Raw genomic sequence first — 22,836 nt, 5'->3', positions numbered from 1 at the left:
TTATTTGGTGTCGAACTGGGTGGCGGCGTCCCAGCCAGGGTCGTAGGGTAACACCCTGCGCTCCTGGATGCGCTGGGCGTAGAAGCTGCGCAGTCCGTCCCACCCGGGGCCGGTGGGCAGCAGGGGCCAGAGTGCGTCGCAGCGCAGCCAGTCCTGCGCACGGAACGCGGCCAGCCAGCTGTGCCAGCGCTCCAGGGCCTCGTGCTCCGCCGCGCCGATGGCGTCTCGCGGTCCCAGGGGGCGGTAGATGGCCACGGCCTGCTCCTTGCCTTTGACGCGCACGCGGTCGAGCTCCTGCCAGACGAAGCCGGGGGCCTGCGCGCGCGTGCTTTCGCTGGCCACGATTTCCACGCCGTAGGCCTTGCACAGACCCTCCAGGCGCGAGCCCAGGTTCACCGCATCGCCGATGACGGTGTAGCTACGGCGCACGTCGGAGCCCATGTCGCCCACGCACATGGGGCCGGTGTTGAGCCCCACCCCCACGCCGATGGCGGGCAGGCCTTGCGCCTGGTGTTCGGTATTGACCGCGTGCACAGCCTGCACCATGTCAAGCGCCGCCTGCACCGCCAGGTGTGCATGGTCGGGAGCGGTCACGGGGGCGCCCCAGAAGGCCATGACGCAGTCGCCCATGTATTTGTCGATGGTTCCGCGCTGCTGGCGGATGACATGGGTGAGTCTGCTGAACAAGGTGTTGAGCAAGGCCTGCAACTGCACCGGCTCCATGCGCTCGGACAGGGTGGTGAAACCGCGGATGTCGCAGAACATCACCGTCAGCTCACGCATGGCCGCTTGCATGCTGTAGCGCTCGGGCTCGCGCACCATTTCATCCACCAGCTCGGGCGGCACGTAGGTACCAAACAAATGGGCCAGTCCGCGCTTGGTGCGGCTTTCCACAAAATAGCCGTAGCTCATGTTCAGGGCAAAGGCCAGCAGCACCATCACCAAGACGGTGGCCAAGGGAAACACCAGGCTGTGGGACAGAAACAGCCACAGATTCAACCCGACCAAGGCCGCAAACACCGAGACGCTCAGCGCCAATGCGAGGCCAGCCCCCATCCACGGCAACAGCAGCCCCAGCAACAAGCCGGCGATGGCAATCTGCGCCAGGTCAAAGCCCAGAGCGTAATCCGGCTGCACTGGGCCCTGCCCATCCAGAAAGCGGGCGATGAGGTTGGCGTGTGCCTCCACGCCCGGATAGGCGCCCCCCACAGGCGTAGCGCGCAAATCCTGCAGCCCCGGCGCCGTGGAGCCCACCAACACCACCTTGTCCCGCAATTGCGCGGCCGGGAGCTTGCCCCGCAGCACGTCGGATGCAGAGACATAGCTGAACGAGCCGCCCCGCTGTCCCCCGGGCCCTCGGTAGGGCACCAGCACTGCCAACCGATCGTCGGTGGGGATGAGTTGGCTGCGCCCATCCTGGTGCAGTTCGATGCCCTGAACGGCAGCCCATTCCTGCGTGCCGCCCGCCGCAAAGCTGGGCCGCACCTCCGGCAAGCCCAACAGGGTACGAAACACGGCCAACGCCAGGGATTCATAGTACTGCCCCTGGTACTGCGCCAGCAGTGGCAATGAACGCACCACGCCATCAACATCGGACATGGCATTGAAAAAACCCGCCACGGGCGCCGCCTGGGCCAGCGAGGGGATGTTGCTGCCATGCCCGTTCCAGGCCGTGGCGCGCAATGCCTGGCCCATCAATTGCTGGCGGGTCACCACAGGCTGGGGGAGCTGGCCACGCGCGCCACCGTCGCGGTCGCTGGTGAAGTAGTACCCCAGCACCACGCTCTGCCCTCGCAGCACTTCAGCGAAGCGTTGGTCAAAGTCGAGTTCCGGGGCCAGCTTCTGCAGGGCCTGCCCATAGCCGGGCACGTCGCGCAATGCCCCCTGGGCCAGGTGCTGCAGATGGCGCAGCCCTGAGCTGCCATCGGGCTCGGAAAAAACGACATCGAAACCCAAGACAGCCGCCTGTTGGCGCTCCAACAGCTCCTGGGTCAATTGCGCCAGTTTGTCACGCCCCCAGGGCCAATGGCCTACTTCTTCCAGGCTGCGCTCGTCAATATCGACGATCATCACACGCTCGTCCAGGGTGCGCGGCATGGTGGCGCGCAAGCGGATGTCGTAAATGATCTGGTCCAGCCGATCGAGCACCGGCATGCGCCATGCACCACTGGCGTGCAGCAACGCCAGCAGCATGGGCAAAAAAGCAACCAGAAGGCGCAGCCCGCGGCGGCGCAATGCCGCGCCCCAGCTTCTGGCCTTGACCGAAGGCGCCTGGTGCGTCATGGCCTCAGGCCAGGGACTGGTCAGCTCTGGACGAACTGCATTTCGGTGCCAGCAAGCTCCAGTCGGTCACCGTTGTGCAGTGGCACGGGTGTACCACCAATGCGCTGGCCATTGTGCAACGGCATATCTGGCCCTTCGACGTGGGCCAGCACGAATCCGTTGTTTCTGCGCGTGATGGACGCCACCGCCAGCCCAGGCTTGCCGATGGTCGTCACTACTTTGGTGAGCGCCACCTCGCGGCCGGCCGCCGCGCCACTCATGACCTTGATGACCGCATGGAGCGGCGCTGCGGCGGCGGCAGGAGCCGCAGCTGGAGCGGGCCGTGGCATGGCCGGGGGCAGCACCATGCCGGGCTTGAAGATCATGGTCTTTTCGAACCCGCCCGCCTCTTCGTCGCCATGGAAGCGGATCTTGTACTTGCCCACCTCTATGGTGTCGCCGTTGCGCAAAGGTTGGCGCTTGGCGGCCTTGCCATTGACATAGGTGCCATTCGTGCTGCCCAGGTCTTCGACCTCGACTTCCTCGCCATGCATGTGGAACACCGCGTGCTCTCCACTGACGGCCAAGTTGTCGATCACGATGTCGTTGTAGGGACGACGCCCGAGGGTGGTGCGCTCCTTGGTGAGCTGCACTTCCTTGATGACGACACCGTCGATCGACACGATCATTTTGGGCATGACCAACTCCTGTAGTTCTCTAAGCTTGTGTAATGACTCTGTGGCTGGTTATGCCGCACCCAACAGGCGCGACATGAAACCTCGTTTGGGACTGTCTGCCGCCGCCTGCACCAGCACCACGCTGATGTTGTCCCGCCCACCGGCGGCGTTGGCGGCGTCGATGAGCTGGCGCGCCTTGTCAGCCAGAGGCACGCTGGCAGCAGCCAGATCGGTCAACTCCTTGTGCCCGACCATCTCACTCAGGCCGTCGGAGCACATCAGGTACAAGTCCTGCGGCTCCACAAGGAATTCATTGATTTCGACCAGCACGTCTTCTTCCACGCCCAGCGCGCGGGTCACGAGATTGCGGCTGCTCGACAGCGCCGCCTGCTGCGGCGTGATGAGGCCTGCGTCGATCTGTTCCTGCAACCAGGAATGGTCACGCGTGATCTGCTCCAGCACCCCTTCACGCAAACGGTAGCAGCGCGAATCGCCAATATGCCCCAGCATGAGACGAGTGCCCTGGAACACGCCCACCACCAACGTGGTGCCCATGCCCATGTACTGCGGGTTGGCCTCCGAAGCGCCCAGGATGGCCTGGTTGGCGTTGTCCACACAGATCTCGATGGCACGCCGCAAATCCTGCGCCTTGAGGTGCGTGCCTGCCTGCGCAATCCAACGGGAGAGCTCGGCCTGAATGAACGTGGTGGCCATGCCGCTGGCCACCTCCCCAGCGTTGTAGCCCCCCATGCCGTCAGCCAGCACGGCGAGCTGCGCCACAGGATCGACCGTGACCGCGTCTTCGTTGTTGGCGCGCACACGGCCCGGGTCGGTGAGCGCGCAGAACTGGTAACTGATGGACAAACCCGTCATGGCGTGGCCTTGTCCCGGCCCGTTGCGGGCGTGCGCGGCGCAGCCGCGTCCATCACGGTTTCTTGGAAATCCGACATATTGTGCCCAGGGGGATTGCTGAGCGCATCATAGACGAGCGCCTGCCCTGGCGACACGTTCGCGGGGGTGCCTGCCCCCCCGAGGGTGGCGTGCACGCCACGCAGGGCGGAAGCAAACTGCCGTCCGGTCTGAAAGCGCTCGCGCGGGCTCTTGCGCAAGGCCTGTTCCACCACCTGCGCCAGGTCCGCCGGCAGTTCTGGCCGCAGCGTGCGCAGATCAGGGGCAGGCGTATGGGCGATGTGGTGCATCAGCTCGCTCATGGAGTTGCCGCGCAGGGGCAACTGGCCGCTCAGCAGCTGGAACAGTGTGACGCCCAAGGCGTACAGATCGCATCGCCCATCCACGCGCTGGCCCGCGAGCTGCTCGGGCGCCATGAAGCTGGGCGTGCCCAGCACAAGACCGGTGCGCGTCTTGCTGCTGTCGGTGATGCGGGCGATGCCAAAGTCCGATACCTTGACCGCGTCGGCGCGCGGGTCATACATGATGTTGGCGGGCTTGATGTCACGGTGCACCACATTTTGCTGGTGCGCATAGTCCAACGCATCGGCCACCCGCGCCGCAATCGACACCACCTGCTCCACCGGCAGCAACTTGCCCGGCTGGGTAGCGCCGCTCAGGTCCTGGCCCTTGAGCAGTTCCATGGCGATCCAGGCCAGGCCCTGGTCCTCACCCGCGTCATAGATGGTGACGATGTTCTGGTGCTGCAGCCGCCCTGCGGATTCGGCCTCACGGAAAAAGCGCGCCCGCGCATCCACAAGGGCCGCACCATCGAACTCCTGCCCCAGCGCCAGCGCCTTGATGGCCACGATCCGGCCGATCTTGGGATCGCGCCCCTGATAGACCACGCCCATGGCGCCACGCCCCAGCTCCTTTTCAATCTGATAGCGCCCCAGCGTGGCAGGGTGCGCCGCAGAATCAGATGGCAGTTCCTGGGGCTTGCTGGCCTGGGCTGCTATTTCGGCCAGGTGACGTGCACGCTTGCGCCGCTTGCGCGCTTCGGCATGCTGGCGGTCGTGACGCAGGAGGTGTTCATACACCGCCACGGCCTGGTCGTAGCGATGCTTCTGTTCGAACTCATGGGCCAGGTTCAGCAAATCGCCCTGCACCTGCGGCAAGCCGCGCGCACGGCGCAGGCGCTCAAAAGCCATATCCAATTGACCCTGGCCCATCAAGGCCAAGCCCATCATGCGCTCGGATTCGACCTCTGCGGCCGACGGCGCAGCCACCGCCTTGTGCTCCGGATCGACCCGCACCAGCAGGACCTGCACCAACCCACCCAGCACCAGCACCGCCGCCGGCAGAGTGAGCGGCAGCGCCACAGAAGCCGCTTGCATGGCGCCCCACTGCAAAGCCAGCAGCGCGCCCGCCAGACCGAGGGCCAGTCCTGCCCCGGCAACCGCGCTCAACACCGGCAAGACCCCGACGAGCACCAGCAGAGCCGCCTGCACACCCAGCCAAGGCAGAGCCACTACCCACGCTGGCACAGCATGCAGTTGCTCCGCAGAATGCACACCTGTCGCTGCAGCGTCGAACAGATGGCGATCCAGCGCACCGCCAGACAAGAGATGCATCAGCCCCAGCACCAGCGCCACCAGCACGGCCCCAGCCCCGTGCCGTAGCACGTGCTGCCATGTCTGACGCCCTCCTCGGTGACCACCCACTGTTTGCACCCCTGTTGTTCGTACTCTAGGCAAGCAAGAATTGCGCCCCGACATCCGGGGCCACGCCATGAGGCTATGACCAGTTACCCAGCCATAGCGACAGGGTTTGCCCGCGCCTGACCCGACAAAATTGTCAGCACCAGAAACAAAAAGCGCCTGGGCACAGGCCACAGGCGCTTCGGTCGGGCGCGCCCACAGGCGCTGCACTCACTTGAGCTGCGCCTTGAGCAGCTTGCCCAGCTCCGAGGGGTTGCGCGTCACGACGAAACCGCACTCTTCCATGATGGCGAGCTTGGCATCGGCCGTGTCGGCGCCGCCGGAGATCAGCGCGCCAGCGTGGCCCATGCGCTTGCCGGGAGGCGCGGTCACGCCAGCGATGAAGCCGACGATGGGCTTCTTCATGTTGGCCTTGCACCACTGTGCGGCCTCGGCTTCATCGGGACCGCCGATTTCGCCGATCATGATCACGGCGTCGGTGTCGGGGTCGTCGTTGAAGGCGCGCATCACGTCGATGTGCTTGAGACCGTTGATCGGGTCGCCGCCGATGCCCACGGCGGTGGACTGGCCCAGGCCCACTTCGGTCAGCATGGCCACGGCTTCATAGGTCAGCGTGCCGGAGCGCGAAACCACGCCGATACGGCCCTTGCGGTGGATGTGGCCGGGCATGATGCCGATCTTGATTTCGTCGGGCGTGATGATGCCGGGGCAGTTGGGACCCAGCAGCAGCGTCTTCTTGCCGCCAGCGGCTTCCTTGGCCTTCATCTTGTTGCGCACTTCGAGCATGTCGCGCACAGGGATGCCTTCGGTGATGCAGATGGCCATGTCCAGGTCTGCTTCCACGGCCTCCCAGATGGCAGCGGCGGCACCTGCGGGCGGCACGTAGATCACCGACACGGTGGCGCCGGTCTGCGTTGCGGCTTCCTTGACGGAGGCGTAGATCGGGATGTTGAAGATCGACTCACCGGCCTTCTTGGGGTTCACGCCTGCAACGAAGCAGTTCTTGCCGTTCGCGTATTCCTGGCACTTTTCGGTGTGGAACTGGCCGGTCTTGCCCGTGATGCCCTGGGTGATGACCTTGGTGTCTTTGTTGATGTAGATCGACATGTGTGTTCTCCGGGCTTACTTGACGGCAGCAACGATCTTGGTCGCGGCTTCGGCCATGGTGTCTGCAGCGATGATGGGCAGACCGGACTCGGCCAGCAGCTTCTTGCCCAGCTCTTCGTTGGTGCCCTTCATGCGCACCACCAGCGGCACGGACAGGTTCACGGCCTTGCAGGCGGTGATCACGCCAGTGGCGATGGTGTCGCACTTCATGATGCCGCCGAAGATGTTGACCAGAATGCCCTTGACGTTCTTGTTCTTGAGCATGATCTTGAAGGCTTCGGTGACCTTCTCGGCGGTGGCTCCGCCGCCCACGTCCAGGAAGTTGGCCGGCTCGCCGCCGAACAGCTTGATGGTGTCCATGGTGGCCATGGCCAGACCGGCGCCGTTCACCAGGCAGCCGATGTTGCCGTCCAAGCTGATGTAGGCCAGGTCGAACTTGGAGGCCTCGACCTCAGCGGGGTCTTCTTCGTCCAGGTCGCGCAGGGCCACGATCTCGGGGTGGCGGAACAGCGCGTTGGCGTCGAAGTTGAACTTGGCGTCCAGGGCGATCAGGTTGCCCTTGGAATCGCAGTTCAGAGGGTTGATTTCCACCAGCGACGCGTCGGTGTCCATGTAGCACTTGTAGAGCTTGGCGAACAGATCCACGGCCTGGTCCACCGAGCCGCCGGTCAGGCCGATGGCCGCTGCGATTTTCTTGGACTGGTCGGCGGTGATGCCGGTCAGCGGATCGATCATCTCGGTGATGATCTTCTCGGGCGTGGAGTGGGCCACTTCCTCGATGTCCATGCCGCCTTCGCTCGAGGCGATCAGGGCCACCTTCTGTGTGGCGCGGTCGGTCACCAGCGAGATGTACAGTTCATTCTTGATGTCGGCGCCGTCTTCGATGTAGAGGCGGCGAACCTTCTGGCCTTCGGGGCCGGTCTGGTGCGTGACCAGCTGCATGCCCAGGATCTGCTCGGCCAGCTTCTTGACGTCGTCAATGCTCTTGGCCACCTTCACGCCGCCACCCTTGCCACGGCCGCCCGCATGGATCTGGGCCTTGACCACCCAGACGGGGCCACCCAGCTTCTGGGCCGCTTCCACGGCCTCCTGGACGGTGAATGCCGGAATGCCCCGGGGTACGGGCACGCCAAAATTACGCAAGATTTCCTTGCCTTGGTATTCGTGAATCTTCATGAGGGTCTCTCTCAGGGAAGGGATTTCACCCGTCTACCATGGCTGATTGTTCTGGCGGCGGGCTTGGGACATGGCAGCCGGTAAATGTATCATGGTGCGGCGCACCATACCTTTTTGCAAACTTACATGCTGCGACACCCCCGTGCCGCACATGGCCCTGGAGAGACCATGCCCACCCTATTCATCGATGGCGAAGCCGGTACCACCGGCCTGCAGATCCGAGAACGCCTGCAAGGCATGGCGGGCGTGCAACTGCTGAGCATCGCGCCCGAAAAGCGCAAGGACCCACTGGCCAAGCGCGCACTCATTGCGCAGGCCGATCTGGTGGTGCTGTGCCTGCACGACGACGCAGCGCGCGAGAGCGTGGCGCTGGTGGACGCCATCACCCAGGAGACCGGCAAGGCCATCAAGATCATCGACGCCAGTACCGCCCACCGCACCACGGCAGGCTGGGTCTATGGCTTCCCGGAGCTGTGCGCAGGGCAGGCAGATGCCGTGCGCCAGGCGACGCGCGTGGCCAACCCCGGCTGCTACGCCACCGGCGCCATCGCCCTGCTGCGCCCGCTGGTCGATGCAGGCCTGCTGCCGCAAGACGCAGCGCTGTCGCTGCCCTCGGTGTCGGGCTACAGCGGCGGCGGACGCAGCATGATCGAAGCCTATGAAGCCGGCCAGGCCGCGCCTTACGAGGCCTACGCCCTGGGCCTGGCACACAAGCACATCCCCGAGATCCTGCATTGCACCGGCCTGACCCGGCGCCCGGTGTTCATTCCGGCCGTGGGCAATTTTGCGCAGGGCATGCTGGTGCAATGCCCGCTGCACCTGGACCTGCTGCCCGGCGCACCCAAGGCCGCCGACCTGCACGATGCACTGGCCGCCCACTACGCCCGCACCAACACGCCAGAGCAGTATGTGAAGGTCCTGCCTCCCACCGACGACCTGAAACTCGCTGCCGATACCCTGGCCAACACCAACCAGCTGGAGCTGCGCGTATTTGCCAACGAAACCTACCGCCAGGCCGTGCTGGTGGCCCGGCTGGACAACCTGGGCAAGGGCGCCAGCGGGGCCGCCGTGCAGAACCTGCGCCTGATGCTGGGGCTTTGATTGCTATTGTTTTAATAGCTGCTGGCGCTTGATCATCAAGCGCCAGCAGCTAAAAACACTAAAAATCGTCTTCCACACCCCGCACCACGCGGCGCACGGTGTCGGAGGCAAATCCACGTGCCAGCAGAAAGCGCACCTGGCGGGCGCGGCCCGCAGCGTCGGGCGCGGGCGCGCCAAACTTGCGCTCCCACAGCACCCGGGCACGCTCCAGTTCGGTGCCGCCCAGGCCTTCCAGGGCCGCATCCACCGTGGAGGCATCCAGCCCCTTGGCCTGCAGTTCCTGGCGCAAACGCTGCGTACCCAAGCGGGCAGCGCGGCGGTGCACCAGCGACGCGGCGGCGCGCTCGTCGCTGAGAAAGCCCTGGGCCTGCAGGGCATCGAGCAGGGCATCGAGCTGCCCCTCGGTTTCCTCGTGCGGCGCCAGCTTGCGCCGCAGCTCCGAGCGCGTGTGCTCGCGCCGCGCCAGGCTGCGCAGTGCGCGGGCCCTGAGCGAAAGGGCGGGCTGTGCCATGCCCGCTTACGCGGCGTTTTCCGAAGCAGACGCGCCAGCGACAGACGGCTGCAGCGCAATACCCAACTGTTCGCGAACGCGGTTCTCGATTTCAAGCGCCAATTCGGGGTTTTCGCGCAGGAACTCGCGCGCGTTGTCGCGGCCCTGGCCGATTTTTTCGCCGTTGTAGGCGTACCAGGCGCCGCTCTTTTCGATGATGCGTGCGTTCACGCCCATGTCGATGATCTCGCCCTCACGCGAAATGCCCTCGCCGAACAGAATGTCGAACTCCGCTGTCTTGAACGGGGGGCTGACCTTGTTCTTGACCACCTTGACCTTGGTTTCGTTGCCGATGGCCTCTTCGCCCTTCTTGATGGTGCCGGTGCGGCGGATATCGAGGCGCACCGAGGCGTAGAACTTCAGCGCATTGCCGCCCGTGGTGGTTTCGGGGCTGCCGAACATCACGCCGATCTTCATGCGGATCTGGTTGATGAAGATGACCGTGCAGTTGGTCTTCTTGATGGTGGCGGTGAGCTTGCGCAGCGCCTGGCTCATCAGGCGCGCCTGCAGGCCGGGCAGGGCATCGCCCATTTCGCCTTCGATTTCGGCCTTGGGCGTGAGGGCGGCGACCGAGTCCACGATGATCAGGTCCACAGCGCCCGAGCGCACCAGGCTGTCCACAATCTCCAGCGCCTGCTCACCCGTGTCGGGCTGGGAGATCAGCAGATCCTGCAGGTTGACGCCCAGCTTTTGCGCGTACTGGATGTCGAGCGCGTGCTCGGCGTCCACGAACGCGCACTGCCCGCCGAGCTTCTGCATTTCGGCCACCACCTGCAGCGTGAGCGTGGTCTTGCCGGAGGATTCGGGGCCGTAGATTTCGATCACACGGCCGCGCGGCAGGCCACCCACGCCCAGGGCAATGTCCAGGCCCAGCGAGCCGGTGGAAACGACCTGGATGTCCTCGATCACCTCGCCCTCACCCAGGCGCATGATGGTGCCCTTGCCGAACTGCTTTTCGATCTGCGCCAGCGCGGCCTGCAGGGCCTTGGCTTTTTCGTCCTTGGCCTTGTCGTTGTCAGCGGGAGAGGTACGGGTGGCGGTAGCGTTCACGGTGGACTCCTTGGAAGGTGGGATGGTGTCGCCTGTTTTTCATCACAGGCTGGATGCTTGAACAGTAGTTTATCCAGCAATAAATCAAACATCGCTAAATATTTGGTCAGTTTGATTTACCATTTCCGCATGACTGACACCCTCGCCGCCACGCCTATGGATGCCGCACACCACGATGCCTGGCGCCAGACGCACCTGGGCCGCCTGATGGGCCACGCCCTGCGCCGCTTTGATGCGCGGGTGCTGCAGCTCATGGCGCGCAATGTGGAGGTGCCGCTGGCGCTGTCCAACCTGGCGGCGCGCCAGCAAGTAAGTGCGGCGCATGTGCACATCACGCGCCACCTGTCGCTGCGCGGCAACCGGCTCAGCGACCTGGCCGCCAAGGCGGGCATGACCAAGCAGGCCATGGGCACGCTGGTGGACCAGTGCGAGGCCTGGGGCCTGGTGCAGCGCCTGCCTGACCCGCACGACGCACGCGCGCGGCGCGTGTGCTTCACCCCCACGGGGCTGGACTGGTTGCGTGCCTTCGAGGCGGCCGTGGCGCAGGCCGAGGCCGAATGGCGTGCCGAGGTGGGCGACGCCGTGGCCACGGTGGTGTCCATCGGGCTGGAGACCTATGCCAGCGGCGCCTCGTACTGAGAACGTGCTCTGAGGCAACGCCCTAAAATCCTTGCATAACCAGGAGACTCCCCCATGCGCATCCTCATAGCCGAAGACGACCAGGTGCTGGCCGACGGGTTGCTGCGCACGCTGCGCAGTTCGGGCGCCGTCGTGGACCATGTGGCCAACGGCGCCGAGGCCGACGCCGCGCTGATGACCAACAACGAATTTGATCTGCTGATCCTGGACCTGGGCCTGCCGCGCATGCACGGGCTGGAGGTGCTCAAGCGCCTGCGCGCGCGCGGCACGGCGCTGCCGGTGCTCATCCTCACCGCGGCCGACAGCGTGGAGGAGCGCGTCAAGGGTCTGGACTACGGCGCCGACGACTACATGGCCAAACCGTTTTCGCTGCAGGAGCTGGAGGCGCGCGTGCGCGCCCTCACCCGCCGGGGCATGGGCGCCACCAGCAGCACCATCAAGCACGGCCCGCTGGTGTACGACCAGGCCGGGCGCGTGGCCACCATCGACGGCAAGATGATCGAGCTGTCGGCGCGCGAGCTGGGCCTGCTGGAGGTGCTGCTGCAGCGCGCCGGGCGCCTGGTCAGCAAGGACCAGCTCGTGGAACGCCTGTGCGAGTGGGGCGAAGAGGTGAGCAACAACGCCATCGAGGTGTACATCCACCGCCTGCGCAAGAAGATCGAGAAAGGCCCGATCCGCATTGCCACCGTGCGCGGTCTGGGCTACTGTCTTGAAAAAATTCCAGGCTGAAGGTTGCTATGTTTTTGATAGCTAGTGACGCTTGATTTCATTGCCTTACAAGCCAATTTGATTCAAATCCAGGGCCGCCACCTTGAAACTCTTTCAGCGCGAGCAACGCTCCCTGTTCGGCGAGATCCTGGACTGGATGCTCACCCCGCTGCTGCTGCTCTGGCCTGTGGGCCTGGCACTGACCTGGCTGGTGGCACAGGGCATTGCCAACAAACCGTTTGACCGCGCCCTGATCTACAACGCGCACGCCCTCGCACAACTGGTGACGGTGCAGCGCGGCAGGCCGCAATTCAACCTGCCGCAGTCCGCCAGCGAAATCCTGCGCGCCGACGATTCCGACTCGGTCTATTACCAAGTGCTGGGGCCGCGCGGGGAATGGCTCTCGGGTGAGCGCGACCTGCCGCCCCCGCCGGAGGAAGAAACCCCCCAGCCCGGTGATGTGCGCTTGCGCGACGCCGAACTGCGCGGCGTGGACATCCGCGTGGCCTACATCTGGGTGCGCGTGCCGGTGGAGGGCAACCCGCTGGCCCTGGTGCAGGTGGCCGAAACGCGCGAGAAGCGCAGCGTGCTGGCCACCGAGATCATCAAGGGCGTGATGGTGCCCCAGTTCGTGCTGCTGCCCCTGGCCGTGCTGCTGGTCTGGCTGGCGTTGGCGCGCGGCATCAAGCCGCTCAACCAGCTCGAAGAGCGCATCCGCGCACGCAGCCCCGACGACCTCTCGCCGCTGGACCACAAGACCGTGCCGCTGGAAGTGGCGCCGCTGGTGGACTCGGTGAACGACCTGCTCACGCGCCTGAACGATTCGCTGGCCACGCAAAAGCGCTTCCTGGCCGACGCCGCGCACCAGCTCAAGACCCCGCTGGCGGGCCTGCGCATGCAGGCCGACCTGGCCCAGCGCGAGGGCACCAACACCGACGAGCTCAAGCAATCGCTCAAACAGATCGGGCGCTCCAGCATCCGCGCCACGCACACCGTCAACCAGTTGCTGGCCCTGGCCCGGGCCGAAGCCAGCGGCGCGCAGATGACCCAGCAGCGCTGCGACCTGGCACGCCTGACCATGGACGTGGTGCGCGACTCGGTGCCCCGCGCCATGGACAAGCGCATCGACCTGGGCTACGACGGTGCCGAGCCCGGCGCCCCCGGCGTGTGGCTGGACGGCAACCCCACCCTGCTCAAGGAACTGGTGCGCAACCTGGTGGACAACGCCATCAACTACACCCCCTCCTCGGACGACAGACCCGGCGTGGTGACCGTGCGCGTGCTGGCAGACACCTTCGGCCGCGTGCTGCTGCTGCAGGTGGAGGACACCGGCCCCGGCGTGCCCGCGTCTGAGCGTGAGCTGATCTTCCAGCCCTTCTACCGCGCGCTGGGCAGCGAGGCCGACGGCTCCGGACTGGGCCTGCCCATCGTGCAGGAGATCGCCCGCCAGCACCAGGCCGAAATCAGCGTGGAAGACGCCCGGCCCGGCCAGACACCGCCCGGGGCGCGGTTCACCGTGCGCTTCCCGGCACGGGACGACCAGAACGATTGATCAGGAACAGGGCTTGAGCGTCTTGCCCGCCATGGCCGGGCGCAGCACGTCCAGCTGGGGGCGCAAGGCATCGTCCACACTGGGCAGGCGCAACTGGTAGCCAGGGGTGTCGGGGCGCTCCTGCACCACCTTGGCCGTGCGCACGCCCTTGGCCACCAGATTGCCCATGCCACGCTGGGCCGCCTCTTCGGTGGAGAAGCGCCCCAGCGACAGCCCCGGCTCCAGCGACGCGGTGCTGGGCCGATCAAAGGAAATGCCCAGCTCGCGCAGTTCAGCGCGCTTCTTGGCCAGGGCGTCGGCATCGGCGAACTTGCCCATGTACACCATCCAGCGGCCCGGGATGGTGGTGCGCTGCAGGCTCCAGCTGCCCTGGGGCAGCGCACCAGCCACGCGGCGCAGGGCGTTGGCCTGTTCTTCGTCGAACACCCCGGCCTGCAGGCATTCGCCCGCAGGGCGGGCGGGCTCGGTGGCCGCCACTGGGACCGACGCGGCAGGCGCCTCGGCGCTGGCCTGGACGGCACTGTGCTCTGGGGCGGGCACAGCGGCCGGGGCCGGGCGCACGGGCGGGGTGGCAGGCTCCCCCGCCAGGCGCACGGCCTCGGGGCGGATCTGCTGCTGCAGGCGCTGCGGTTCGCCCTGGGGCGCAGGCGCCAGGCCCCACTCGGCCAGATGGCCCTGGGACCAGGCGTAATAGCCAGCATTGGCCAGCAGAAGCACGATAACGGTCAGACGCAACATGTAAAAAAGCGGTTCAGGAAGGCCGCACGCTGATTTCAGCGCTGGTCACGGCCTGCATGCCCCGCGCAGTATGCACGAGCAGTGCGCCATCCTCGCCCACGCCATGGGCCTCGCCTTGCGTGCCGTCGCTGAGCTGCACGCTGCGGCCCGCCAGCGCATCGCGCAGGCCAAAGCGCGGCTGCAGGGGCGCAAAGCCATACTGGGCAAAAGCCTGCAGCATGGACACCAAAGGCGGCACCACCCGCAGCAGCGCCGTGGGCGCATCCAGGCCGGGCTCCACCTCTTGCAGGCTGCCCGGCGGCAGCGACAGGCCCGCAGCGTCCTGCGGCAGCACGTTCAGCCCCACGCCGATGACCACGTAGCGGCCACTGTGGGCGGCCGTGGCAGGCGAACCGGCGGACGCACCCCCCACAAAGCTGGCCGTTTCCACCAGAATGCCGCCCAGCTTGCGGTCGCCCTGGGCACCGCCCAGCCACAGATCGTTGGGCCACTTGAGCGCCACCCGCGGCGTGCTGCTGCCCGCAGCGGGCAAGGTGGGTTGCAGGCTTTCGGCCACGCTCACGCCCACGGCCAGCGACAGGCCCGACCAGTCCTGCGGCGCCAGCGGCAGACCCAGCGAGAAAGTCAGCGAAGCGCCCGCCGCACTGCGCCAGGGCCGGCCCATGCGGCCCTTGCCAGCGGTCTGCTGCTCGGCCACCAGCAGTACCGGGTCGCACTGGCCCGCGCGGGCGCGGCGCATGAGCTCGGTGTTGGTGGAGTCGATTTCGGGCAGCACCTCGACCGTGAAACTGGGCAGCAGCGGCACCACAGCTTCCCACAGGGCCTCGGCGGGCCAACGCAGCGCGGCGGCGCTCATGAGCGCCCCTTGGTACGTGCCCCACCGGGCTGCACCGGGTTGTCGGGGTGCGGCGGCGCCCAGCCGCGCTTGGGTGCCAGCAGGGTGCCGCGACAGTTGGGGCTGCCGCACCAGCAGGGGTACTCGGCCTTGAGTTTCTTGGTGTAGCGCTCGTCGATGATGAGGCCGTAGTCGTAGTTCAGCTCTTCGCCGGCCGCGATGTTGCGCAGCGCGGTGATGAAGACGCGGCCGTCGCGCTCATCGGCATAGCAGTTGGGGTTGCAGCTGTGGTTGATCCAGCGCGCGGCGTTGCCGCCGTATTTGGCGTCGATCACGCGGTCCTCGTCCACGTGGAAATAGAACGTGTGGTTGGGCTGCGCGGGGTCGTGCGGATGGCGGTCCTGCGCTTCCTGCCAGGTGATGATCTCGCCGGTGTACTCGATCAGCACCTCGCCCTCGGCAATATCCTGCACCGCAAACACGCCCTTGCCATGCACGCCCGAGCGGCGGGTCTGGATGCGGCGACCAGGGGCAAGGGCGGTGCGGGTGCGGGGCATGGCAAAACTCTGTTAACTTGATGGTGCACACGTGTGCGTGCGCGTGCACGCGCGTGAGAGCACCGATTGTAGAAGCGCCCGGCAGCGTGCCGGGCGGCGTCCGTTTCGAGAAACCATCCATGAGCAAAACCCTGGTCATCGCAGAAAAACCCTCGGTCGCGCAAGACATCGTGCGCGCCCTTACGCCGGTTGCGGGCAAGTTCGACAAGCACGAAGACCATTTCGAGAACGACCAGTACGTGGTCACCAGTGCCGTGGGCCACCTGGTCGAGATCCAGGCCCCCGAGCAGTACGACGTCAAGCGCGGCAAGTGGAGCTTTGCCCACCTGCCGGTGATTCCGCCGCACTTTGACTTGAAGCCCGTGGACAAGACCAAGAGCCGCCTGTCCGCCGTCGTCAAACAGGCCAAGCGCAAGGACGTGACCCAGCTCATCAACGCCTGCGACGCGGGCCGAGAGGGCGAGCTGATCTTCCGCCTGATCGAGCAGTACGCGGGCGGCGCCAAGGGGGCACTTGGCAAGCCCGTGCAGCGCCTGTGGCTGCAGAGCATGACGCCGCAGGCCATCCGCGACGGCTTTGAACACCTGCGCAGCGACGCGCAGATGCAAGGCCTGGCCGACGCCGCGCGCAGCCGCAGCGAGGCCGACTGGCTGGTGGGTATCAACGGCACGCGCGCCATGACGGCGTTCAACTCGCAGGGCGGGGGCTTCTTCCTCACCACCGTGGGCCGGGTGCAGACGCCCACACTGTCGCTGGTGGTCGAGCGCGAGGAAAAGATCCGCAAGTTCGTGAGCCGCGATTACTGGGAAATCCACGCCAGCTTCGGCGCCCAGGCGGGCGACTACCCCGGCAAATGGTTCGACCCCCAGTGGAAGAAGGGCGAAGACCCCGAGGCCAAGGCCGACCGCGTGTGGTCGCAGGCCCAAGCCCAGTCCATTGCCGACGCGGTGCGCGGCCAACCCGCCAGCGTCACCGAGGAAAGCAAGCCCACCACGCAGGCATCGCCCCTGCTGTTCGACCTGACCAGCCTGCAGCGCGAGGCCAACGGCAAGTTTGGCTTCTCCGCCAAGACCACGCTCGCCCTGGCGCAAAGCCTGTACGAGCGCCACAAGGCCCTGACCTACCCGCGTACCGATTCGCGCGCCCTGCCCGAGGACTACCTGGGCGTGGCACGCCAGACCTTTGAAGTGCTGGCCGACTCGGGCATGGCCCACCTGGCACCCTTTGCGCGCCAGGCGCTGGAAGGCCACTACGTGCGCCCCAGCAAACGCATCTTCGACAACAGCAAGGTCAGCGACCACTTCGCCATCATCCCCACCACGCAGGCGCCGCACGGCCTGTCCGAGGCGGAGCAAAAGCTCTACGACCTGGTGGTGCGCCGCTTCATGGCGGTGTTCTTCCCGAGCGCCGAATACCAGGTGACCACGCGCATCTCCAAGGTGCAGCAGCACCACTTCAAGACCGAGGGCAAGGTGCTGGTCAAGCCCGGCTGGCTGGCCATTTACGGCAAGGAAGCGGCCGACGAAGTGGAAGGTGCCAAGGACGGCGACAAGGGCCAGAACCTCGTGCCCGTCCAGCCCGGCGAGATGGTGCGCACGGAACAGGCCGAGCCCAAGGGCCTCAAGACCAAGCCCCCGGCACGCTACTCCGAAGCCACGCTGCTGGGCGCCATGGAGAGCGCGGGCAAGCAGATCGACGACGACGAGCTGCGCGAGGCCATGCAGGAAAAAGGCCTGGGTACCCCGGCCACGCGCGCGGCCATCATCGAAGGCCTGCTGACCGAAAAATACATGCTGCGCGAAGGCCGCGAGCTCATCCCCACGGCCAAGGCCTTCCAGCTCATGACGCTGCTGCGCGGCCTGGAGGTGGAGGAACTGTGCCGCGCCGACCTCACGGGCGAGTGGGAATACAAGCTCGCGCAGATGGAAAAGGGCCAGCTCTCGCGCGAGGCCTTTATGCGCGAGATCGCCGCCATGACCGAGCGCATGGTGAAAAAGGCCAAGGAGTACGACCGCGACACCATCCCCGGCGACTACGCCACGCTTTCCCACCCCTGCCCCAACTGCGGCGGCGTGGTGAAGGAAAACTACCGCCGCTACGCCTGCGTCGGCCGGTCGGACGACGCTTCAGGTGCTGGCGCGGGCGGCAACTCCGGCCAGGGCTGCGGCTTCTCGTTCGGCAAATCGCCTGCCGGGCGCACGTTTGAAACGGCAGAGGCCGAGCAGTTGCTGGCGCACAAGCGCATCGGGCCGCTGGAGGGCTTCCGCTCCAAGGCGGGTTGGCCGTTCACGGCCGAGATCACCATCAGCTTCGACGAGGAGTCGAACAACTACAAGCTCGAATTCGACTTCGGCGACGACAAGAACGCAGAGGACACCGGCGAACTGGTGGAGTTTGCCGACGCGTCCCTGGGCGCCTGCCCCATCTGCGGCTCGGCCGTGCACGAGCACGGCAGCAACTACGTCTGCACGCGCGCCGTGCCCACGGCGGCGCAGCCCACGCCGTCCTGCACCTTCAAAAGCGGCAAGGTCATCCTGCAGCAGCCCGTGGAGCGCGCGCAGATGGAAAAGCTCCTTGCCACCGGCAAGACCGACCTGCTCGACAAGTTTGTGAGCATGCGCACGCGCCGCGCATTCAAGGCCTTCCTGGTCTGGGACAAGGACGCCGGCAAGGTCAACTTCGAGTTCGAGCAGCGCGAAAGCAAGTACCCCCCGCGCAAGACCGCTGCCCGCACCGCTACCAAAACCATAGCTGCCGGCGCAGCAAAGAAGAGCGCCGCAGCCAAAAAATCCCCGAAAGAGCCCAAAGCCACGGCCCCCAAGGCCCCGCGCAAGAGCGCGCCAGGCAAGGCGCCCAGCGCAGCCCTGGCGGCGGTGATTGGGGCCGAACCGGTGTCGCGCCCCGAGGCGGTCAAGAAGCTGTGGGACTACATCAAGGCCCAGGGCCTGCAAGACCCCAAGGACAAGCGCACCATCCGCCCCGACGCCAAGCTCCAGGCCGTGCTGGGCAAGCCCGAGGTCGGCATGTTCGAGCTGGCCGGTCTGCTGGGGCCGCACCTGGGCTGACCCATGCGCAGCCCGCGTGAACGCGCCCTGTGGACCGCCTTGGCCGTGGCCCTGGCCGCTGCGGCCGGGGCTGCGTGGTGGACCGCCGACCAGTGGCTCCCCCACGCCGGCCCCTGGCTGGAGCGCGCCTGGCGCAGCACCACCCGCCCCGGCCCCGACAGCCTGCCGCCGCAGCACCGGTCTGCCGCAGCCACCGCAAACCCCAGCGCCGACGCCGCCTCGACCCCCGCCACGCAGGCGCGCAAATGCCTGGTCAACGGCCGCACCGTCTATACCGACCAGCCCTGCCCCAGCGGCAGTGCCGAAAAACCGCTCGAAGGGGCACTGACGGTGCTGCCACCGCAGAAGTAGTGCAGCGCGTGGGGAATCGCGCCTGCGCGACATGCAGGCTTCATCCGAGGCCACTATGCTTGGTGATGCATTCCCTGGACGCCTGACCCCATGACCCGCCCCACCCGTTCCATCGCGCTGCAAGGCGCCAGCAACTTCCGCGACCTGGGGGGCTACCCCGGCCTGGGTGGGCGCACGGTGCGCTGGCGGCGGCTGTTCCGCTCCGACCATCTGGCCCGGCTCAGCGCGCAGGACCAGCAGGCGCTGGCCGGGCTGGGCATTGCCCGTGCCGTGGACCTGCGCGGCGAGGCCGAGCGCAACGCCCTGGCCTATGCCCTGCCGGGGGTGCAGTACCACCCGCTCACCATCGAGCCCACGGTGGTGCAACGCATCCAGGAGGTACTGCGCAGCGGCGCAAGCCTGTCACCCCAGGACGCCGCTGGCCTGATGCAGGACACCTACCGCGGCTTCGTGCACGACAACGCCCCGCGCTTTGCCGCGCTGCTGCGGATGTTGGTGGAGCGCGACGACCCGCTGGTCTTCCACTGCACCGCAGGCAAGGACCGCACGGGCTTCGCCGCCGCACTCATCCTGCTGGCCCTGGGCGTGCCGCGCGAGGTGGTGATGCAGGACTACCTGCTCACCAACGCCCTCTACCGCCCGCCCGCCAGCCTGGCCAGCCACACACCGCCCGAGGTCATGCAGGTGCTGTGCGGCGTGCAAGAAGATTTTCTGGACGCCGCACTGCACATGGTGGACGCCCAGTACGGCGGCATCACGCCCTACCTGGAGGACGTGCTGGGGCTGGATGCGGCAGCGCGCAGCGCACTGGCCCAGCGATATCTGCAGGCGGAGTGATCTGCCACCGCCCCTGCACCAGGGCGCTGGCGGCGATACTCTGCCCCCACCCCACCGGAACCCGACGTGCACCCACCCCACATTCCCCGCCCCGAGCCGGCCATCGCCTTCGACGAGGCCTACTACCAGCGCTACTACTTCGACCCCAAGACCAGCGTGGCCGACCCGCAGCACATCGAGCGGCTGGGCGCCTTCGTGTGCAGCTACCTGCAGTACCTGCGCGTGCCGGTGCGGCGCGTGCTGGACGTGGGCTGCGGCATCGGCCTGTGGCGCGACGTGGTGGCGCGGCATTTTCCGCAGGCATCGTTCCACGGCGTGGAGTACAGCGCCTACCTGTGCGAGCGCTTCGGCTGGGAGCGCGGCTCGGTGCTCGACTACCAGGCCAGCGAGCCCTTCGATCTCGTGATCTGCCAGGGCGTGCTGCCCTACCTGAACGCGGCCGACGCGCAGGCGGCCATGCGCAACCTGGCCCGGCTGTGCCGGGGCGCGCTGTACCTGGAGGCCGTCACGCGCGAGGACTGGGAGCAGGACATCGTGGACAAGACGCTGACCGATGCGCGCCAGTTCCGCCACCGCGCGCAGATGTACCGCCGCACGCTGTCCGAGGGCTTTACCCAGATGGGCGGCGGCCTGTGGCTGAGCCACCGGGCCGAGGTGCCGCTGTTCGCGCTGGAACACGCGGGCGCGCCGTGACCCTCACCTCATCGCCCCACGCCGTAGCGCGCCTGCGCAGCGAGCGTCTGGCGCGCAGCGCCAAGCCCTTCCTGGCCCGTGGCGGCCCCAGCGGCGCGCGCTGCCCGGGCTGCCGCCTGCGGCCCAGCCACTGCCTGTGCGCCCTGCGGCCGCAGGTGCCCACGCGCGCGGGCGTCTGCCTGCTGATGGCCGACACCGAAGCGCTCAAGCCCAGCAACACCGGCTGGCTGGTGGCCGATGTGGTGGCCGACACCTTTGCCTTCGGCTGGGCGCGCACCGAGGTGCCCCCCGGCCTGCTGGCCCTGCTGGCCGATCCGCAGTGGCAGCCGTACCTGGTGTTTCCAGGCGACTATGCCGAGCCGCAGCGGGTGGTGACCCAGGTGGCGCCCCCGGCACCCTCGGGCGAGGCGCCCGATCGCAAGCCGCTGTTCGTGCTGCTCGACGCCACCTGGGCCGAGGCGCGCCGCATGTTCCGCAAGAGCCCTTACCTCGATACCCTGCCGGTGCTCAGCCTGCAGCCCGAACAGTCGTCGCGCTACCGGCTGCGCCAGTCGGCCGACGCGGTGCACCTGTGCACGCTGGAGGTGGCGGCGCTGTGCCTGGCGCTGGCGGGCGAGGAGCGGGCCGCCCAGGTGATGGAGGCCTACCTCGAGGTCTTCACCCACCACTACCTGCAGGCCAAGAACCAGCGGCCGGTGGACCCCGGAGATGCCCTGCACCAGCGCCTGCACGGCCTGTGTGGCTTACAGTAGCGCCCCTGCACCCCGCACACCACCTAGGCACCCTCCCATGAGCAAAGAACTGGCCCGACAGCGCGAACTGAACCCGATGGAACTGTGCGAGTCCTGCAAGGGCATCCAGCGCAACTGGCGCAAGGCGCCCGGCCATGCCGAGCTGGTGCAGCGCGGCAACCGCAAGGAAGACCGCGAGACGGGCACCGTCACCATCACCCGCTACCAATGCGACCGCTGCGGCACGGCCTGGGAGTACGAGAACGACAAGAACAACCAGCAGGCGGGCTGGTCGGTGGTGGGGCGCTGATCGAGTTTGCTATTGATTCAATAGCTGCTGGCGCTTGATGGCAGAGCGCCACAGGCCGATTTTCTTCAAAACCCAGGCGGGCGGGCCGCAGCAGAGGCTGAAAGACTCCCTCAGCCCAACAGGTGCGCCTGCACGCCCCGGCGCGGCGCGGGCTCCACGGGCGGCGCGTAGCCCAGGCGCGCCCACATCTGCACCGTGCCACGGCTACCGCCTGCGCCCAGCAGCGCGTGGATGGCCGCGTAATGGGGCGCCTGCTCGGGGTATTCCTGCAAGGCTTGCTGCAGCGGGTGCATGGACAGGCCGTGCGCCGTGGCGGCGAGCTGCGCACGCGCGTAGGCGCGGCCGGCCCGCACCTGCGTGGCGCGGTCGTTGCCGTCGGTCACCATCGCGAAGAAGGCCGGCGTGGCCTCGATCTTGGCGTTGAAGTCCTGCACCTGCTGGGTCACCGCCATGTCGTCGGGGCCGGGCGCGCGGCTGCGGTCGAACAGGCCCAGGGCGGCCAGCAGGCGCGGCAGCGGCTCGTTCACGCTCAGGCCGTCACGGTGCTGGGCGATCTCGCGCGGGCCCACGCGCAGCACCTTCAACGATTCGAGCATGGTGCGCGGCGTGATCAGCTCCACGCGCCAGGCATCGCGCGCGATGGCGCGATGCTCGGGCAGGCGCGCATTGCCCGGCAGGGCAAAGTCCACGCGCAGGCCGGGCGCCACACAGGCCGCCGCGATGGCCTGCACCGCCTGCGCCTCGGGCGCTCGCGGTTCGTAGGCCGAGCGGTTGGTGTGGCGCCGGAAAATCTGCGCGAACAGCGGGTCGGGCCGCACGCTGGCGTCGGGCAGCAGCCGCACGCGGGCCGTGGCGTGGTGGGTGTGCGGCGGCGCGGGTGGCGTGGCCGGGTCGAACACGCCGTGCGGAAACAGCTCCACCTCGGCACGCAGCCCCTGCTGCAGCGCGGCCAGGTGCAGCAGTTCGAGGAAGGTGCCCTGGCTCATGAGGATCTGGCGCGAGTGCGGGTCGGTCTCGGGCAACAGGCGCGTGCGGTCGCAGTAAAGCCAGATCTCGCCCGGCGTGTGCAAGTCCACCAGCCACGATTGCAGGTTGTGCGAATGCGGCGCCAGGATGGCGTGCGCCAGCAGCCAGCGGCGCACATCACCCCCCGGCGGCACGGGCGCGGGCGGCTGCCACGCGGCCAGCGCCTCGGCGGGCAGGGCGGACGAACAGCCCGGCAGCGCGGGCGTAGCGGCGAGCACGGCGGCGCCGCCGAGGATGCGCAGAAAGGGGCGGCGTTGCATGG

22 protein-coding genes are annotated in these 22,836 nt (G+C 67.2%); 10 read left to right on the top strand and 12 right to left on the bottom strand.

Annotated elements, in window-relative coordinates:
* From GWK50_RS00540 to sucC, 6 genes are all read right to left on the bottom strand, one after another.
* Nucleotides 1-2,283: an adenylate/guanylate cyclase domain-containing protein gene (locus GWK50_RS00540; protein WP_162014794.1), complete on the bottom strand. Its 2,283-nt coding sequence runs from the start codon at nt 2,281-2,283 to the stop codon at nt 1-3.
* A gap of 20 nt (nt 2,284-2,303) precedes the next feature.
* Entirely contained in the window at nt 2,304-2,960 is a 657-nt protein-coding gene (locus tag GWK50_RS00535) for an FHA domain-containing protein (RefSeq protein ID WP_162014793.1), read from the bottom strand.
* A 48-nt stretch (nt 2,961-3,008) separates the two neighbouring features.
* Nucleotides 3,009-3,812, bottom strand: coding sequence for a Stp1/IreP family PP2C-type Ser/Thr phosphatase (locus GWK50_RS00530; protein ID WP_162014792.1), 804 nt, complete (start codon nt 3,810-3,812; stop codon nt 3,009-3,011).
* Nucleotides 3,809-5,512 (bottom strand): serine/threonine-protein kinase, encoded by a 1,704-nt coding sequence (locus tag GWK50_RS00525; RefSeq protein ID WP_242455246.1) that lies wholly within the window; start codon nt 5,510-5,512, stop codon nt 3,809-3,811. Before GWK50_RS00525 ends, GWK50_RS00530 begins: the two co-directional genes overlap by 4 nt.
* A 246-nt stretch (nt 5,513-5,758) precedes the next feature.
* Nucleotides 5,759-6,655, bottom strand: coding sequence for a succinate--CoA ligase subunit alpha (sucD, locus tag GWK50_RS00520; protein ID WP_162014790.1), 897 nt, complete (start codon nt 6,653-6,655; stop codon nt 5,759-5,761).
* Nucleotides 6,656-6,670: 15 nt separating this feature from the next.
* On the bottom strand, nt 6,671-7,831 hold the full coding sequence (gene sucC / locus GWK50_RS00515) for an ADP-forming succinate--CoA ligase subunit beta (RefSeq protein WP_162014789.1): 1,161 nt from the start codon (nt 7,829-7,831) through the stop codon (nt 6,671-6,673).
* A gap of 168 nt (nt 7,832-7,999) precedes the next feature.
* Between sucC and argC the strand changes: the two genes are divergently transcribed.
* Nucleotides 8,000-8,932 (top strand): N-acetyl-gamma-glutamyl-phosphate reductase, encoded by a 933-nt coding sequence (argC, locus tag GWK50_RS00510; protein WP_162014788.1) that lies wholly within the window; start codon nt 8,000-8,002, stop codon nt 8,930-8,932.
* Nucleotides 8,933-8,990: 58 nt separating this feature from the next.
* Here the strand turns inward: argC and recX are convergent, their stop codons facing one another.
* A complete protein-coding gene (gene recX, locus GWK50_RS00505; RefSeq protein ID WP_162014787.1) occupies nt 8,991-9,443 on the bottom strand; it encodes a recombination regulator RecX in 453 nt (150 codons plus the stop codon).
* 6 nt (nt 9,444-9,449) lie between these two features.
* Nucleotides 9,450-10,532, bottom strand: a complete 1,083-nt coding sequence (recA, locus tag GWK50_RS00500; protein ID WP_162014786.1) for a recombinase RecA — start codon at nt 10,530-10,532, stop codon at nt 9,450-9,452.
* Between the two features lie 129 nt (nt 10,533-10,661).
* Here recA and GWK50_RS00495 point away from each other — a divergent pair, with 129 nt between their 5' ends.
* The 3 genes from GWK50_RS00495 (at nt 10,662) to GWK50_RS00485 (ending at nt 13,431) form a co-directional block, all read left to right on the top strand.
* Nucleotides 10,662-11,171 carry a MarR family winged helix-turn-helix transcriptional regulator gene (locus GWK50_RS00495; RefSeq protein WP_197904952.1) on the top strand — a complete coding sequence of 170 codons (510 nt, stop codon included), beginning with the start codon at nt 10,662-10,664 and terminating at the stop codon, nt 11,169-11,171.
* A 54-nt stretch (nt 11,172-11,225) separates the two neighbouring features.
* Nucleotides 11,226-11,900 (top strand): response regulator transcription factor, encoded by a 675-nt coding sequence (locus tag GWK50_RS00490; protein WP_162014785.1) that lies wholly within the window; start codon nt 11,226-11,228, stop codon nt 11,898-11,900.
* 82 nt (nt 11,901-11,982) lie between these two features.
* Nucleotides 11,983-13,431, top strand: coding sequence for a sensor histidine kinase (locus tag GWK50_RS00485; protein WP_162014784.1), 1,449 nt, complete (start codon nt 11,983-11,985; stop codon nt 13,429-13,431).
* On the opposite strand, the gene GWK50_RS00480 is transcribed toward GWK50_RS00485, so the two are convergent.
* Genes GWK50_RS00480 through GWK50_RS00470 form a run of 3 tightly spaced genes read right to left on the bottom strand, consistent with a single transcriptional unit; the run spans nt 13,432 to nt 15,561 of the window.
* A complete protein-coding gene (locus tag GWK50_RS00480; RefSeq protein ID WP_162014783.1) occupies nt 13,432-14,169 on the bottom strand; it encodes an SPOR domain-containing protein in 738 nt (245 codons plus the stop codon). It abuts the gene before it with no gap.
* A gap of 13 nt (nt 14,170-14,182) precedes the next feature.
* Nucleotides 14,183-15,025, bottom strand: coding sequence for a biotin--[acetyl-CoA-carboxylase] ligase (locus tag GWK50_RS00475; RefSeq protein ID WP_162014782.1), 843 nt, complete (start codon nt 15,023-15,025; stop codon nt 14,183-14,185).
* Nucleotides 15,022-15,561 (bottom strand): SET domain-containing protein-lysine N-methyltransferase, encoded by a 540-nt coding sequence (locus tag GWK50_RS00470; RefSeq protein WP_162014781.1) that lies wholly within the window; start codon nt 15,559-15,561, stop codon nt 15,022-15,024. Before GWK50_RS00470 ends, GWK50_RS00475 begins: the two co-directional genes overlap by 4 nt.
* 119 nt (nt 15,562-15,680) lie before the next feature.
* Here GWK50_RS00470 and GWK50_RS00465 point away from each other — a divergent pair, with 119 nt between their 5' ends.
* From GWK50_RS00465 to GWK50_RS00440, 6 genes are all read left to right on the top strand, one after another.
* Entirely contained in the window at nt 15,681-18,626 is a 2,946-nt protein-coding gene (locus tag GWK50_RS00465) for a DNA topoisomerase III (protein ID WP_162014780.1), read from the top strand.
* A 3-nt stretch (nt 18,627-18,629) separates the two neighbouring features.
* The gene (locus tag GWK50_RS00460) at nt 18,630-18,977 is read left to right on the top strand and encodes a DUF4124 domain-containing protein (RefSeq protein ID WP_162014779.1); all 348 of its coding nucleotides are present in this window, start codon (nt 18,630-18,632) and stop codon (nt 18,975-18,977) included.
* A gap of 90 nt (nt 18,978-19,067) precedes the next feature.
* Nucleotides 19,068-19,814, top strand: a complete 747-nt coding sequence (locus GWK50_RS00455; RefSeq protein ID WP_162014778.1) for a tyrosine-protein phosphatase — start codon at nt 19,068-19,070, stop codon at nt 19,812-19,814.
* A gap of 66 nt (nt 19,815-19,880) precedes the next feature.
* Entirely contained in the window at nt 19,881-20,507 is a 627-nt protein-coding gene (locus GWK50_RS00450; protein ID WP_242455245.1) for a class I SAM-dependent methyltransferase, read from the top strand.
* Complete coding sequence (locus GWK50_RS00445) at nt 20,504-21,259, top strand: tRNA-uridine aminocarboxypropyltransferase (protein WP_162014777.1); 756 nt, start codon at nt 20,504-20,506, stop codon at nt 21,257-21,259. The genes GWK50_RS00450 and GWK50_RS00445 overlap by 4 nt, the downstream gene beginning before the upstream one ends.
* Nucleotides 21,260-21,296: 37 nt before the next feature.
* Complete coding sequence (locus GWK50_RS00440; RefSeq protein WP_162014776.1) at nt 21,297-21,548, top strand: hypothetical protein; 252 nt, start codon at nt 21,297-21,299, stop codon at nt 21,546-21,548.
* Nucleotides 21,549-21,658: 110 nt separating this feature from the next.
* Here GWK50_RS00440 and GWK50_RS00435 read toward each other — a convergent pair whose 3' ends face one another.
* Nucleotides 21,659-22,834, bottom strand: a complete 1,176-nt coding sequence (locus tag GWK50_RS00435; protein ID WP_162014775.1) for a twin-arginine translocation pathway signal protein — start codon at nt 22,832-22,834, stop codon at nt 21,659-21,661.
* Nucleotides 22,835-22,836: the final 2 nt, after the last annotated feature.

The sequence above is a fragment of the Acidovorax sp. 210-6 genome, from assembly GCF_010020825.1.
Classification (GTDB): domain Bacteria; phylum Pseudomonadota; class Gammaproteobacteria; order Burkholderiales; family Burkholderiaceae_C; genus Simplicispira; species Simplicispira sedimenti.
The sequence above is the reverse complement of the archived record's forward strand: the minus strand, read 5'-3'. Positions and strand labels throughout refer to the sequence as shown.

Bases quoted from the DNA above. Each gene is read 5' to 3' on its own strand.
- GWK50_RS00540 (WP_162014794.1), bottom strand. From the start codon at position 2,283: ATGACGCACCAGGCGCCTTCGGTCAAGGCCAGAAGCTGGGGCGCGGCA.
- GWK50_RS00535 (WP_162014793.1), bottom strand. From the start codon at position 2,960: ATGCCCAAAATGATCGTGTCGATCGACGGTGTCGTCATCAAGGAAGTG.
- GWK50_RS00530 (WP_162014792.1), bottom strand. From the start codon at position 3,812: ATGACGGGTTTGTCCATCAGTTACCAGTTCTGCGCGCTCACCGACCCG.
- sucD (WP_162014790.1), bottom strand. From the start codon at position 6,655: ATGTCGATCTACATCAACAAAGACACCAAGGTCATCACCCAGGGCATC.
- sucC (WP_162014789.1), bottom strand. From the start codon at position 7,831: ATGAAGATTCACGAATACCAAGGCAAGGAAATCTTGCGTAATTTTGGC.
- argC (WP_162014788.1), top strand. From the start codon at position 8,000: ATGCCCACCCTATTCATCGATGGCGAAGCCGGTACCACCGGCCTGCAG.
- recX (WP_162014787.1), bottom strand. From the start codon at position 9,443: ATGGCACAGCCCGCCCTTTCGCTCAGGGCCCGCGCACTGCGCAGCCTG.
- GWK50_RS00495 (WP_197904952.1), top strand. From the start codon at position 10,662: ATGACTGACACCCTCGCCGCCACGCCTATGGATGCCGCACACCACGAT.
- GWK50_RS00490 (WP_162014785.1), top strand. From the start codon at position 11,226: ATGCGCATCCTCATAGCCGAAGACGACCAGGTGCTGGCCGACGGGTTG.
- GWK50_RS00480 (WP_162014783.1), bottom strand. From the start codon at position 14,169: ATGTTGCGTCTGACCGTTATCGTGCTTCTGCTGGCCAATGCTGGCTAT.
- GWK50_RS00475 (WP_162014782.1), bottom strand. From the start codon at position 15,025: ATGAGCGCCGCCGCGCTGCGTTGGCCCGCCGAGGCCCTGTGGGAAGCT.
- GWK50_RS00470 (WP_162014781.1), bottom strand. From the start codon at position 15,561: ATGCCCCGCACCCGCACCGCCCTTGCCCCTGGTCGCCGCATCCAGACC.
- GWK50_RS00465 (WP_162014780.1), top strand. From the start codon at position 15,681: ATGAGCAAAACCCTGGTCATCGCAGAAAAACCCTCGGTCGCGCAAGAC.
- GWK50_RS00460 (WP_162014779.1), top strand. From the start codon at position 18,630: ATGCGCAGCCCGCGTGAACGCGCCCTGTGGACCGCCTTGGCCGTGGCC.
- GWK50_RS00455 (WP_162014778.1), top strand. From the start codon at position 19,068: ATGACCCGCCCCACCCGTTCCATCGCGCTGCAAGGCGCCAGCAACTTC.
- GWK50_RS00440 (WP_162014776.1), top strand. From the start codon at position 21,297: ATGAGCAAAGAACTGGCCCGACAGCGCGAACTGAACCCGATGGAACTG.
- GWK50_RS00435 (WP_162014775.1), bottom strand. From the start codon at position 22,834: ATGCAACGCCGCCCCTTTCTGCGCATCCTCGGCGGCGCCGCCGTGCTC.